Source organism: Vibrio sp. 070316B (assembly GCF_013114115.1).
Classification (GTDB): Bacteria; Pseudomonadota; Gammaproteobacteria; order Enterobacterales; family Vibrionaceae; genus Vibrio; species Vibrio chagasii_B.
On sequence record NZ_VTYC01000008.1, the window covers coordinates 112,516 to 126,640 of the forward strand.

At 44.7% G+C, this 14,125-nt stretch carries 13 protein-coding genes; 5 read left to right on the forward strand and 8 right to left on the reverse strand.

What is annotated here, in order from left to right:
• Window positions 1-123 precede the first annotated feature (123 nt).
• Together speB and speA are read right to left on the reverse strand one after the other, a co-directional pair.
• Window positions 124-1,053, reverse strand: coding sequence for an agmatinase (gene speB, locus F0251_RS08900; protein WP_017082742.1), 930 nt, complete (start codon window positions 1,051-1,053; stop codon window positions 124-126).
• Window positions 1,053-2,960, reverse strand: a complete 1,908-nt coding sequence (gene speA, locus F0251_RS08905) for an arginine decarboxylase (RefSeq protein WP_105057850.1) — start codon at window positions 2,958-2,960, stop codon at window positions 1,053-1,055. The genes speB and speA overlap by 1 nt, the downstream gene beginning before the upstream one ends.
• Before the next feature lie 425 nt (window positions 2,961-3,385).
• Between speA and F0251_RS08910 the strand changes: the two genes are divergently transcribed.
• From F0251_RS08910 to F0251_RS08930, 5 genes are all read left to right on the forward strand, one after another.
• Window positions 3,386-4,090, forward strand: a complete 705-nt coding sequence (locus F0251_RS08910) for a class I SAM-dependent methyltransferase (protein WP_061032728.1) — start codon at window positions 3,386-3,388, stop codon at window positions 4,088-4,090.
• Window positions 4,091-4,279: 189 nt separating this feature from the next.
• Window positions 4,280-5,716 (forward strand): coniferyl aldehyde dehydrogenase, encoded by a 1,437-nt coding sequence (locus tag F0251_RS08915; RefSeq protein ID WP_086713539.1) that lies wholly within the window; start codon window positions 4,280-4,282, stop codon window positions 5,714-5,716.
• Complete coding sequence (locus F0251_RS08920; RefSeq protein WP_116871924.1) at window positions 5,713-6,300, forward strand: TetR/AcrR family transcriptional regulator; 588 nt, start codon at window positions 5,713-5,715, stop codon at window positions 6,298-6,300. The genes F0251_RS08915 and F0251_RS08920 overlap by 4 nt, the downstream gene beginning before the upstream one ends.
• A 493-nt stretch (window positions 6,301-6,793) precedes the next feature.
• Complete coding sequence (locus tag F0251_RS08925) at window positions 6,794-8,368, forward strand: ABC-F family ATP-binding cassette domain-containing protein (protein WP_171730826.1); 1,575 nt, start codon at window positions 6,794-6,796, stop codon at window positions 8,366-8,368.
• 115 nt (window positions 8,369-8,483) lie between these two features.
• Entirely contained in the window at window positions 8,484-9,722 is a 1,239-nt protein-coding gene (locus tag F0251_RS08930; RefSeq protein ID WP_171730827.1) for a leucine-rich repeat-containing protein kinase family protein, read from the forward strand.
• Window positions 9,723-9,853: 131 nt separating this feature from the next.
• Here the strand turns inward: F0251_RS08930 and F0251_RS08935 are convergent, their stop codons facing one another.
• The 6 genes from F0251_RS08935 to thrS form a co-directional block, all read right to left on the reverse strand.
• Window positions 9,854-10,303, reverse strand: a complete 450-nt coding sequence (locus F0251_RS08935; RefSeq protein WP_171730828.1) for a hypothetical protein — start codon at window positions 10,301-10,303, stop codon at window positions 9,854-9,856.
• Window positions 10,304-10,352: 49 nt separating this feature from the next.
• Window positions 10,353-10,667 carry a N(4)-acetylcytidine aminohydrolase gene (gene yqfB, locus F0251_RS08940; RefSeq protein WP_008224694.1) on the reverse strand — a complete coding sequence of 105 codons (315 nt, stop codon included), beginning with the start codon at window positions 10,665-10,667 and terminating at the stop codon, window positions 10,353-10,355.
• Window positions 10,668-10,875: 208 nt separating this feature from the next.
• Window positions 10,876-11,229 carry a 50S ribosomal protein L20 gene (gene rplT, locus F0251_RS08945; RefSeq protein WP_004733517.1) on the reverse strand — a complete coding sequence of 118 codons (354 nt, stop codon included), beginning with the start codon at window positions 11,227-11,229 and terminating at the stop codon, window positions 10,876-10,878.
• A gap of 42 nt (window positions 11,230-11,271) precedes the next feature.
• Complete coding sequence (rpmI, locus tag F0251_RS08950; protein ID WP_004738430.1) at window positions 11,272-11,466, reverse strand: 50S ribosomal protein L35; 195 nt, start codon at window positions 11,464-11,466, stop codon at window positions 11,272-11,274.
• A 104-nt stretch (window positions 11,467-11,570) separates the two neighbouring features.
• On the reverse strand, window positions 11,571-12,122 hold the full coding sequence (infC, locus tag F0251_RS08955) for a translation initiation factor IF-3 (RefSeq protein WP_080566530.1): 552 nt from the start codon (window positions 12,120-12,122) through the stop codon (window positions 11,571-11,573).
• Between the two features lie 2 nt (window positions 12,123-12,124).
• Window positions 12,125-14,053 (reverse strand): threonine--tRNA ligase, encoded by a 1,929-nt coding sequence (gene thrS, locus F0251_RS08960; protein WP_032549211.1) that lies wholly within the window; start codon window positions 14,051-14,053, stop codon window positions 12,125-12,127.
• Window positions 14,054-14,125: the final 72 nt, after the last annotated feature.

Here is a 14,125-nt window from a genome sequence, read left to right on the forward strand (position 1 = left end):
AACTGCTCGTTTCCAACGATAAGTTACTCTATTTATCCACCACCAAAACAAAAAAGCCCACTAAGTTGAACCTTAGTGGGCTTTAGAACCAGTATATAGCGTTATGCTGTTACCGATGAAACATTATGATTTAGCGAGGCGATTTGCAGTCCAAACATAAAGCAGCTCAAGCGCAATCGTCGCACCAGCTAACGCTGTAATTTCGCTTTGGTCATACGCTGGAGAAACCTCTACAACGTCCATACCAACCATGTTGATGCCCTGCAAACCGCGGATGATTTTCAGAACTTTATCTGAGTTCAAACCACCACACACTGGCGTGCCAGTACCCGGCGCAAATGCAGGATCCAGACAGTCGATATCAAACGTCAGATACACTGGCTTGTCACCAACAATACCTTTCACTTGAGCAATGATCTCGTCTACGCTCATGTCATTAGCTTGCATCGCGTTAATTACGTTGAAGCCGTGACCTTCTTGTTTGTACTCGGTACGAATACCAATTTGAACTGAATGTTCAGGCGAAATTAAACCTTCATTTGGCGCATGGTAGAACATAGTACCATGATCGTAACGACTGCCCTGACTGTAAGTGTCAGTATGCGCGTCGAAGTGAATCAGAGCCATCTCACCGTACTTCTTGCCATATGCTCTAAGCAAAGGCAGTGTAATGAAGTGATCGCCACCTAAACCTAACAGAGTTTTACCACTATTTAGAATCGCATCAGCAGCCGCTTCTAAACGTTGAGTTAGATCTTCTGCGTCACCGCAATCAAACACAAGATCGCCAGCATCAATTACCGAGGTGTGTTCAAATACATTGAAGTCCCAAGGGAATTTTTTGCCTTCCCACGCCAGGTTCACAGAAGCACGACGAATCGCATCAGGGCCCATGCGAGCACCCGGACGACCAGATGTCGCCATATCTAATGGCGCGCCTAACACAACCACATCAGCATCGTTATCGATTGGGTTTTGCACTAATGGACGACGCATAAACGTCATCGCATTGGAGTACAGCGAGTAATCTGGTTTCGTAAATAGATCGTTCATTAAAAATCCTCAAGATAGGTGTAACCCATCAAGCCTTGCTCTAACTCTTCAAGTACGCTTTGTTGCTCTTGCGCTGGTACTTTCGCCGTTACTAATTCTTTGTAGTTCTGACGAATTAGGTCCATATCAATGTGAACGTAACGCATCATGTCTTCTACTGTGTCGCCTTCATTGATGTAGTCAATGTTCGCTTCACCGCTTTCGTCAACGTTGACCACTACACTGTGCGTATCACCAAATAGGTTATGCATATCACCTAAGATCTCTTGGTATGCGCCTACTAGGAAGAAGCCCATCAAATATGGTTCATCTGGGTTCCATGCAGGAACTGGCAGCGTTGTTTCAATACCTTGACCATCAACATACTGGTCAATCGTACCGTCAGAGTCACAAGTGATGTCCAATACAACAGCGCGACGCTCATCCGCATTGTCTAAACCGCTCAGTGGCAATACAGGGAACACCTGATCAATACCCCATGCATCTGGCAATGACTGGAACAGTGAGAAGTTCACGAAGAACTTGTCTGCCAAACGCTCACTCAACTCATCCAAAATTGGACGGTGGTAACGGTTCTTAGTACTCATACGAGTGCTAAGCTCGTAGTTGATACGCAAAGACATCTGCTCAGCCCAAGCACGGTGCTGAAGGTTCAGCATACCGGTCGCAAATTGGTTGTGCGCTTCTGCAATATCACTCTGCGTGTCGTTGTAGATCTCAATCAACGCACGGTCGTCGTTACCAGCATCGAGTTCTAAGAAGTTCTTCCACATGTTGTTAAGCAACAGCGGTGCGTCTGCTTCTGGTGCCGCCATGTCTTCCGGAGAGTAGCTTTCAGTACCAATCACGTTGGTGATTAGCACCGCATGATGCGCAGTCAATGAGCGACCAGACTCCGAAATAATCACAGGTTGTGGTTGATTGTAGAGCTTACAGATATCCCCTACTGTCATCACGATATTACGAGCGTACTCAAGCAAGCCGTAGTTCATTGAGTTTGAAGATTGGCTGCGTGTGCCGTCGTAATCGACCGCCAAACCGCCACCAACATCTAAGAACTTCAGTTGAGCGCCAATATCACGCAGTTCACAGTAGAAGCGAGCCGCTTCACTCACACCATTTCGCACATCACGAATGTTCGCCATTTGTGAACCAAGGTGGAAATGCACTAGCTCTAGAACATCCAGTTGATCTTCTGCTTTCAAGCGTTCAATAACGGTCAATACTTGTGATGCAGACAAACCGAATTTCGACTTCTCACCACCACTTGCTTGCCATTTACCTGCACCTTGAGAAGCAAGACGGATGCGTAAACCCAAACGAGGTTTCACACCAAGTGCTTTCGCTTCAGAAAGAACAAGATCAAGCTCAGACAATTTCTCTAGAACGATAAATACCTTGTGCCCTAGCTTTTCGCCAATCAGAGCAAGACGGATGTATTCTCTGTCTTTGTAACCGTTACACACGATCACAGAACTCGCTTTTTGAGCCAGCGCCAATACCGCTAATAGTTCAGGTTTGCTGCCCGCCTCTAGACCTAGCTGCTTTTGCTCTAATTGAGCTTGGCTCGCTAAGATTTCATCAACCACTTCTTTTTGCTGGTTAACTTTAATCGGATAAACAAGTAGGTAACGGTTGTCGTACTGATATTCTTCGATCGCTTGATTAAATGCGTTACAGATATTGTGCACACGCTGATGCACGATTTGAGGAAAACGCACAAGAGCAGGTAAACCAATATTTCTTTGCTCTAACTGTTTTACAATCTTACTTAGAGGAACTTGATGATCGGTTTCGCTTGGTGAAACATACACTTCACCGTTGTCATCAATTCCATAAAAACCTTGGCTCCAGTGCTTTACATTATACTCAGCACGGATGCGTTCCAAATTAACCGAATTTTCCAATTCTAGAGACCTCACACTATAGGGCCATCGACAGAAGATACCTCTTTGGAATAGCGAGGTATAACCCAACAAAAAAACGCTCAAAAACGATTTGTTGGCTGCATTAACCGATATTATGAAGAGCGAGTCCAACCATTGATATTTGTGGTTACGATTACGTTTTTTTATCGACAGATCGACTTAAAGTGACAGGTAAGGAATTACAAGGTTTTAGGGCAAAAAGCAGGCTGAAGCGCATTAAATATAAAGCACTTTCTCATAAAAAATCAGGTGAATAAAATAGTATTCACACCTAAAATTCTTGGCTATTTTGGTGATGTTAAGTCAGGTTTGTGACAAATATCGGCACTTCAATATCACAACTCTCGCTATCACTAAGATAGTCAGTATCCTGTTCTTCCATACCTATTGATGAGTGTTAAATCATGTCCGAAATGTACACCACCTACGCAAAGCAATACGACTCTGCTGCTCGCGATAATATTTATAATGCCCTATTAGAACGCCCATCAACCATAGCCTTACTAGACGATGTTAAAGGGCTCGATATTGTCGACCTTGGTTGCGGCTCAGGTATATACGCACAGTGGTTTATCGACCAAGGTGCCAACAAAGTCACGTGTACCGACCTGTCTCAAGATATGGTTGACCTAGTGAACGGAAAACAAATCCCCAATGTGACCGCATACGCGCAAGATGCTGCTCTTGGTTTACCTAAGGAAGCTGATAACAGCGCTGATGTCATCGTGTGCCCATTGGTACTGCATTACATTGAAGATCTAAAGCCTGTCTTTGATGACGTGTACCGCGTTTTGAAACCGGGTGGCTACATCGTGTTTTCCACTCACCACCCTTTTGCGGATTTTGAATGCACCCTTTCAGGTAACTACTTTGAGCGCGAATTCATTCGAGAAGAGTGGAACACGGTTGGAACCCCCGTTCAGGTAAGCTTCTACCGCCGTTCATTAACCGAGCTTTGCCAAGCTGTCAGTCAATCTGGCTTGCTGATTTCACAAATCACCGAAGGCACAATCGACGAGAAGGCCAAAGCCATTTCTGAAGAAACGTACGAGCGCTTATCGAAAAACGTTAACTTCATCTTTATGCGTTGCGAGAAAGTCTCAGCCTAACCAGCAATTAAATCGCGTGTGCCTTTGATTGCCCCAAAGGCACCTTTTATCTCCCTAACCATCTCAACTCAGCACCCGCTCAACTGAACAAAAAATAAACTTTTCTTGTCCATATCTTGTATTCGATCCTAACTTCTTGTAATTTTAACTGACCAACCAATCGGTCAGCCTTCGAATTTAGGGGATACTATGAGCCATAATCTAGACCTTGAACCAAACACGTCGAGCACCAACGACATGGATCAAATATTCAACCGACAACAAGATCACTACCGTAACAACGTTAATCCAACACTTGAGCAGAGACGAAATGATCTCTCAGTCTTAAAAAAGCTATTAATGCGCTACCAAGAGCAGTTAATTGAAGCGGTATCAGAAGATTATGGCCATCGAGCAAAGCACGACAGCTTAATTGCTGACATCACCCCTTCCCTGCACCAGATCAATTACAGTGATAAAAATCTTAAGAAGTGGTTGAAGCCTTCACGTCGAAAAGCCGGCTTGATGCTAACACCAGCCAAGATTACTGTGCATTATCAGCCAGTAGGTGTAGTTGGTATCATCGTGCCTTGGAACTTCCCAGTTATGCTCTCTTTGGGTCCTCTCATCACAGCATTGGCTGCAGGTAACACTGCAATGCTCAAGATGTCTGAGTTTACTCCTGCAACAAACCGTGTTTTGAAAGCGATGTTGGCCGAAGGTTTCAGTGAAGAACAAGTGGCGATCATCGAAGGTGAAGCCGACGTTTCTGCTAAGTTTAGCCAGCTGCCGTTTGACCATATCCTGTTTACAGGCTCAACCTCTGTTGGTAAGCACGTAATGAAAGCGGCAGCTGCTAACCTAACGCCGGTTACACTTGAGCTAGGCGGAAAGTCTCCGACCATCATTGCGCCTGATTTCGATGTCGCTGACGCGGTTGAACGTATCTTGTTTGCCAAGAGCTTAAATGCAGGTCAAATCTGTGTCGCACCGGATTACATCTTGCTTCCACGAGAGAAAGTCGATGCATTTATCACCGCTTACAAGCGCTACTTCAAGAAGCTTTATAAAGCAGGAATTGAGAGCAAAGACTTAACCTCAGTGGTTAATATGCGCCAGTACAATCGATTAAAAGGTGTAGTTGAAGATGCGAAGTCAAAAGGTGCTGTGATACACACCGTTACCGAGCAGGCACAAGACGACGTGAACCACAGAATGACACCGCACCTTCTCACCGAAGTGAATGATGACATGGTGGCAATGCAAGAAGAGTTGTTTGGTCCTGTGCTTCCTATCGTGCCGTATGATTCAATTGACGAAGCGATAAGCTACATCACAACAAGAGAACGTCCACTTGCGCTGTACCTAATGAGTCACGACAAGAAAACCCAAGACCGATTCCTATCGGACACTCATTCAGGCGGCGTTTGTATCAATGACTCTTTGGTGCATGTAGCAGCAGAAGACGCACCGTTTGGTGGTATTGGCCCTTCAGGCATGGGACACTACCACGGTATTGAAGGCTTCAAGACCTTTAGCCATGCAAAAACCGTGTTGACTCGAGGCAAGATCAACTTCACTAAGTTGATGCACCCTCCATACAACAACCCAATCAAAAAAATGATGTTCAAAGTACTGAATCGATGATTACAAAAAGGCAAAAAATCCTAGATGCTGCGCTCCTACTCTTTTCCCAACAAGGGTTAGAGGGCACATCTACTGGGCAAATAGCGAAGACCGCCGGTGTAGCAAAAGCGACACTGTTTCATCACTTTGAGAACAAATCTCTACTGATTGATGAACTGTTTCGTGAATTGAAAGTAGAGCTATTTTCTACTCTGGCTCAACACACAGAAATCGCTGAACAAAATCGCTATCAAGCCTTTAAATTCATGTGGATGACCGGAATTGAGTGGGCATTGGAAAACCCAGTCGCCATGAAATTCTTCACCAATGTGCACTTTGACCCAACGACTCAAACTCGTGAAGTCATTGTTTCACAAATGTTTGCGTCACTCGATGACATCATTTTGAAAGGACAGCAAGCCGAAGAGTTGATGGTGTTAGACATTAATCTCGTGAGACACTTCATCCATAGCCACTTTTTGATCTGTGCGAACTGGCTTATTGATCAACAAGAGCCGCAGCCAGAGCAGTCAGAAAAGTACATCAACGACAGTTTTGATATGTGCTGGCGTGCTATTGGTGGTCAAGCTCAGTCGTCCTGTTAGCTAGATTATCTGCGAGCTATAAGCTAAATACCCTGCCATTTAGCAGTGTCTGGTTTCATCGAATCAATAAAAGCGTCCCATCGGCGCTTTTATTATTTGGGTACATTTTAATCACTTCACCCTGTTGACTTTCTAAGCCCGTATTCAGTACCATTCCACCATCATTTCAAAAGAGAATAACGCCATAATGAAGTACTAGCATCCTGACATCCGATTTATTTTTTAAAAATCATTTGGACACTCGGGGTTAGTGGGCGTTACTTCGTCATCTATTTTCGCGACAAATTAAGCTCTTAAAGATCCGCCTGTTTACGGCCTATATCTTCCAGAGCACACCTAAAAGACAGAAACTATCTCAATACCGCTTTCTCTCTTTCATTGGTCATCTACCTAAGTAACGCCTATGGCGATCTGTTGTTAGCATCCAGTTGGATCTTACTCAGAAAAGCGCCTCGCCCCTTTTACTCGTTTATACGTAAAGGGAGGTATTTTTATGCCTACTATTTTAGCCAACAATCTCTCATTCCAACTCGATACTGGTGAATGGCTATTTCAAGACGTCACCTTCAATTTGAACTCAAGACTGACTGGCTTGGTTGGAAGAAACGGAGCCGGAAAATCGTTGCTACTTTCATTACTCACTGGGCAAGTGCAGCCGACATCTGGGAGTGTATCTAGACAAGGCTCGATTGGTTTCTACTCACAATTACCTTCAGAACTTTTGGATAGCACGATCAGCATTGCTGATTTCTTAGGTATCACGAATAAACTCAATGCCTTGCGAGCTATCGAACAAGGCAGCTGCGAGCATCAACATTTTGACATCGTTGGTGACGATTGGGATTTGCAAGACAACATTCAGAGGCTATTGGCCAATCTGAAAATAACCAGCGAGTTGACCACGCCATGCAACACACTAAGCGGTGGGCAGCTTGCCCTTTTACAGCTTCATCAACTGTTTACGTCAGACCACAACATATTGATTCTCGATGAGCCGTCGAATCATTTAGACAGTGACGGGCGCAGCTGGTTAATAGAACAGTGCCAACAATTTGAAGGCAAAATACTGATGGTTAGCCATGACCGAAGCCTGTTGAGGCACATGGAAGGGATCTACCACCTCAACAGTTTGGGGTTACGTTTCTATACAGGAAACTACGATGACTACTTCAAACAAATGTCGAATCAGGCCGATGCACTAGATAAACAGATTGCTCATCATCAATCAGAAAAGAGACGACTTGAACGCCAAGCTCAAGCCAACAAAGAAAAAGCACAACAGCGAGAGGCGCAAGGAAACCGACTGCGAAAATCAGGCAGTCAGCCCAAGATCTTACTGGATGCAATGAAAGACAAAGCCGGACGAACACAAGCAACATCAGCCACTAGCCAAAATAACTTAAAGGAGCAAAATCAAGATAAGCTTCAATCTCTTAAAGAACAAAAAGAGCAACTGAAACCGCAGGCCTTGTATCTACAACAGAGTAATAGCAAGAAAAAGAACGCGCTATTAACTGTTGAAGATTGTCGACTTGAATATGGGTCTGGTACTGCTATCAATTTTTCTCTGTCACAAGGTGACCGCTGTTATCTAAGCGGCGCAAACGGCTGTGGTAAGTCGACACTGTTGAAAGCGATTCACAACGAGCACTCGCACTACACTGGTACCATCAAACGCTTAGGATCTACGGTGTACCTTGATCAACACTTTGGTTTATTGGATCCCCATAACACCATGTTCGATAGCCTCATGACACATAGTGACGGGCTCACAGAGAGTGATGCTCGAACATTGTTAGCAGGCATCGGCTTTAGGCGTGATACCGTGTACCGCAAAGTCGCTCACCTAAGTGGTGGAGAGAAAATGAAGCTAGCGATGTTGATTGTCAGTCATAAGCAAGACTCCCCATTACTGCTGCTTGATGAGCCAGACAATCATTTAGATATCGACTCAAAGCAGATATTGGCGTCAGCTTTACGTGGATACCAAGGAGCTTTTATCTTAGTCAGTCATGACTTGGATTTTGTTGAGGAGGTCGGCGTTAGCCAAAATCGTATTCAGCTTTAACCTTGATATCAACAACCACTGAGTTTAGATAGGCGAGTATTGTTGCGGATACTCGCCTTTCTCGATTGAGACAAGTAAACTACGCGCCTCGAACATCTATTCATAAGGCTAAGGTTTGCATACTCTAGAACAATTAAAATCAGGGCAACTTAAAGGTATTAAGCGCTTAAAATTATCAGAAGGTCTCACTGAGTTTCCATTAGAAATCTTGGACCTCGCCGATTCACTAGAGATTCTGGATCTTTCGGGGAATCAGCTATCAGACTTGCCTGAAGAGTTATCACAGCTTACTCACCTGCGTATTATCTTTGCGTCGAATAATCTGTTCACGCACCTTCCTGATGTTCTTGGGTCACTTCCTAAGCTTGAAATGATCGGTTTCAAGACCAACCAAATCAAAACCGTAAGTGAAGTATCTCTACCACCTCTATTACGCTGGTTGATCCTGACCGACAACGCCATCGAAGTTCTACCGAACTCACTGGGCGAAAGACCAAGACTGCAAAAGCTAGCACTCGCAGGCAACCAGCTTCGCGCTTTACCTGAGAGTATGGAAAAGCTATCCAACCTCGAACTGGTTCGCTTGTCTGCAAACCAACTGACTGAGTTCCCAGAATTCCTTATCAAGCTACCTAAACTGGCTTGGCTAGCGTTTGCGGGTAACCCTTTTTGCAAACACCCTAGCAGCTTAGATAGCGTGCCTGCGGTTAGCTCTCAAAGCTATTCACTAAATCAAGTACTTGGCCAAGGCGCATCTGGCGTGATCTCGCATGCAAGCTGGCTAAACAGCGACTTTGATTTTCCACAGGAAGTGGCGGTTAAAGTGTTTAAAGGCGAAGTCACCAGTGACGGCTACCCACATGATGAACTGGAAGCGTGCCTTCAAGCTGGTCACCATAACAACTTGGTAAAGTCCATTGCTCAAGTTGAAGAACAAGATTACCTAGCTTTGGTGATGGAACTCATTCCAAGCAGCTACTACAACCTAGGGCTACCACCAACACTCGAGACTTGCACGCGTGATACTTTCCCTGAAGGTTTCGAACTTCCGATCTCGCAAATCGACAACATTGTGACTCAGATGATCGATGTATTTAATCACCTGCATGACAACAAGGTTTGTCACGGTGATTTGTACGCGCATAACACCCTAGTCAATGAACAAGGCCAAATGATCTTTGGTGATTTTGGAGCGGCGACCATCTACGGTTACCTGACTGAAGAGCAGCAGCAAGGTATTAGACGCATCGAGGCTCGCGCTCTCAAGTACTTTATTGATGACCTACTAACGGTTTGTGCCAAGCAAGATGTTGGAAGTGAACTGCACTCATGCCTAACAAACTTTGAAGCATAAACGCAGCAGATAAAGCGAGTTGATAGAATGCTAACGCTCGGTTAGCTTCACAAGAAACAACAAAGCCAACATCACTGTTGGCTTTTTTCTTTTTAGAACGTCGTTCGCGTAATCAAACTCGACGAAAAGAGTTAACGCTCAACTTGCACCAGCTTCAGGTACGAATGCAGCTCGCTGTTCTTATACTCCACCGCTGAGTGAATATTAAGGTCAGCTCGAGCTACAACCGCGAATTCATATCGGTTGTCGCCTTTAGTAATCTCAACGTGCAGTAAGCCGTCTTTTAACTGCCACCGCCCTACCGTCTTAAAGCGATCAAATAAACGGTACTCAGTAAGAGTGCCATCGCCTTTAAAATGCACTTCAGTAATGTATCCAGCCGGGCAGCTTTTCACCCAAACACGATTTTCAATATCACGGACAACAAAATCGCGCTTGGTTTCTCGCCAAGCTAAAAACGTTTCGCTGTCGTAAATATCGGTGTCGAGATCAGCTCGAGGAATTAACGGCTGTTCCGTTTGCTCGCGACAATAAAGCTGAAGCAAAATTTGCTGCGTCGTGTCACTCGATAACTCAGTCATTAATCCTTCCTATCCATCCAGAACTACACTAAAGGTGCGTTGTTAGCGATTAAACCAGCTCGTAAGAGACAACGTAAAGCTGAGAAATGCCTGGGTAGATATCTTGAATCACATCTTTCAGCACTTGCAGCGTCATGTTCTCTTGTTGTGCATGGAACTCACCCAGTTCATCGAACAGAATCGGTTCTACGCTGATGATTTTAAGATTACAGAATACGCGCCCCTCTTCTAACGTTGATACTTCAACAACGCTGCCCGGTTGGTAATCACGCTCTGATTCATCGCGAATAGTGATGGTCTTTTTGCCAGAAAGGATGTCAGCTTCAAAACGTTCGAAGAACGTCATAGTGGTTGGTGCGGTCATTTATTCAGTCGCTTAGCATTATAAGGTTAGGTAGATGTTTATATACCAGAATGCCTGTTCAAGCGAATAAAAATTAGATGCGGAAGTTTACTCGTCATTCCCAAGACTGACGGAGGAAGGAGTTGGGAATCTCTAGAGGATAAATTACAGGCAATAAAAAAGGAGAACCGAAGTTCTCCTTTTCTTAAACCTTAAAGCTAACTCTAAATTATAGAGATGCTTTCGCTTTTTCAACTAGAACAGCGAATGCTGCTTTGTCGAATACTGCGATGTCAGCAAGAATCTTACGATCGATCTCGATAGATGCTTTCTTAAGACCGTTGATGAAACGGCTGTAAGATAGACCATTTTGACGAGATGCCGCGTTGATACGTGCAATCCAAAGTTGACGGAATTGACGTTTCTTGTTACGACGGTCACGGTAAGCGTATTGACCAGCTTTGGTAACTGCTTGGAAAGCTACGCGGTAAACACGTGAACGTGCTCCGTAGTAACCTTTAGCTTGTTTTAGAACTTTCTTATGACGTGCACGAGCTTGTACACCACGTTTTACGCGAGGCATTATGCTTCTCCTAAACTAAACGAATTTATAAACTAAAAAGAATTAAGCGTATGGCATCATACGTAGAACTTGAGCAACTTCACACTTAGGAAGGATCGAGTTCGGACGTAGCTGACGCTTGTTCTTAGTAGTACGCTTAGTCAGGATGTGACGTTTACCAGCGTGCTTAAACTTAATACCACCAGCAGTTTTCTGGAAACGCTTAGCAGCACCTTTGTTGGTTTTCATCTTAGGCATGATGAATAACTCCGCATTGTTGAGTTGTTAATAACATAGTAATTAGGGCGAATAAAACCCCGCAACCTGAGGCTGCAGGGTTCAATTACTTGCAAAGCCGTTAATTACTTCTTTTTAGGGGCCAATACCATGATCATCTGGCGACCTTCAATTCTCGTTGGGAAAGATTCGACTACTGCAAATTCTTCAGTATCCGCTTTCAAACGATTAAGAACGTCAACACCGATGTCTTGGTGAGCCATTTCGCGGCCACGGAAGCGAATTGTTACCTTCACTTTGTTGCCGTCTTCAAGGAAACCAGTCAGGTTGCGTAGTTTTACCTGATAGTCTCCAATATCAGTTCCAGGACGGAATTTAACTTCCTTAATCTGAACCTGCTTTTGCTTTTTCTTCTGCTCTTTCGCAGCTTTGCTCTTCTCGAAGAGGAACTTACCGTAGTCCATCACACGACAAACTGGCGGCTCGGCGTTAGGGCTGATCTCTACTAGATCCATACCAGCTTCATTTGCAGCTTCCATCGCTTCAGCGATTGAAACTACACCAACAGCTTCGCCGTCAGCGCCAGTTAGACGCACTTCACGAACGCCACGAATGTCACCGTTTAAACGGTGCTGGTTTTGTTTGGCCGGTTGCTGGCCACGTCTTCCGCCTTTAATAGCTATTCCTCCAGATTGAGCTTACGGCTTGAAACCTCAGCTTGGATGTATGAAATAAAGTCATCCACTTTAAACTTGCCAAGGTCTTTACCTTTACGTGTACGTACTGCAATTTCGCCGGCTTCCATTTCTTGGTCACCACACACAAGCATGAACGGTACACGTTTCAAAGTATGTTCGCGGATTTTAAAGCCAATCTTCTCATTTCTCAAGTCTGCTTTGACTCTAAATCCACTTTTTTGCAGTTTTTTCGTAATTTCTTGTACATATTCAGACTGTTTGTCTGTAATGCCCATTACAACTGCTTGTTCTGGCGCCAACCACGTTGGGAAGAAGCCAGCGTATTCTTCAATAAGAATACCGATGAAACGCTCTAGTGAACCTAAAATCGCGCGGTGGATCATAACTGGCGTGTGACGCTCGTTATCTTCACCTACGTAAGTTGCACCTAAACGCTCTGGTAATGCAAAATCGAGCTGCACTGTACCACATTGCCATGCACGGTCCAAACAATCATGCAAAGTAAATTCAATCTTAGGTCCGTAGAATGCACCCTCGCCTTCTTGAATCTCGTATGCAATCTCCATTGACTCTAGTGCAAGCTTAAGGTCAGCCTCAGCACGGTCCCACATTTCGTCAGAACCTACACGTTGCTCTGGACGAGTAGACAGCTTAACAACGATGTTTTCGAAACCGAAAGTTGTGTAAGTGTCGTAAACCATTTCAATACAAGCTTTAACTTCTTGTTGAACTTGGTCTTCAGTACAGAATACGTGAGCGTCATCTTGAGTAAAGCCACGAACACGCATGATGCCGTGAAGTGCGCCAGACGGCTCGTTACGGTGACATGAGCCGAACTCAGCCATACGTAGCGGTAGATCACGGTATGATTTAAGACCTTGGTTGAAGATCTGTACGTGACCCGGGCAGTTCATTGGCTTGATAGCGTATTCACGGTTCTCTGAAGACGTTGTGAACATCGCTTCTGCGTATTTGTCCCAGTGACCAGAACGTTCCCAAAGTACACGGTCCATCATTAGTGGGCCTTTTACTTCTTGGTAATCGTACTCAGTAAGTTTTTGACGTACGAACACTTCTAGTTCACGGAAAATAGTCCAACCGTTGTGGTGCCAGAACACCATGCCTGGTGCTTCTTGCTGCATGTGGAATAGATCCAATGCTTTACCAATCTTACGGTGGTCACGCTTAGCCGCTTCTTCTAGACGAACTAGGTGAGCTTTAAGCGCTTTTTTATCATGGAATGCAGTACCGTAGATACGTTGAAGCATCTTGTTGTCACTGTTACCACGCCAGTAAGCACCCGCTACGTTTAGTAGTGTGAAGTGCTGACAGAAACCCATATGTGGTACGTGTGGACCACGACACATATCGATGTATTCTTCATGGTGGTATAGGCCTGGACGGTCGTCTTTAGAAACGTTCTCGTCTAGGATTTCCATCTTGTATGTTTCGCCGCGAGCTTCGAAAGCATCACGCGCTTCCTGCCAGCTAACTTTCTTCTTAACAACCTGGTACTTGGTCTTCGCTAGCTCTTTCATGCGCTTTTCGATCTTTTCTAGATCTTCTTGCGTTAGAGAGTGCTCAAGGTCGATATCGTAGTAGAAACCGTTATCGATGGTAGGACCGATCGCCATTTTCGCTTCTGGAAAAAGCTGCTTAACCGCGTGGCCTAAAAGGTGAGCACAAGAGTGACGAACGATCTCAAGACCATCAACTTCATCTTTAGCAGTGATGATTTCTAGACTTGCATCGTTTTCGATAAGATCACAAGCATCAACACGCTCGCCGTCTACACGACCAGCAATGGTTGCTTTCGCAAGACCAGGACCGATTGATAGGGCAACATCTAGAGTTGATACAGGGTTGTCAAATTGACGCTGACTACCGTCAGGAAGAGTAATAATTGGCATTATTTGTCCTTTACAGTGGTGTTGCACACCAAGCAACACATGAAAATGTTTAATATATGTCTTTCAATCAAC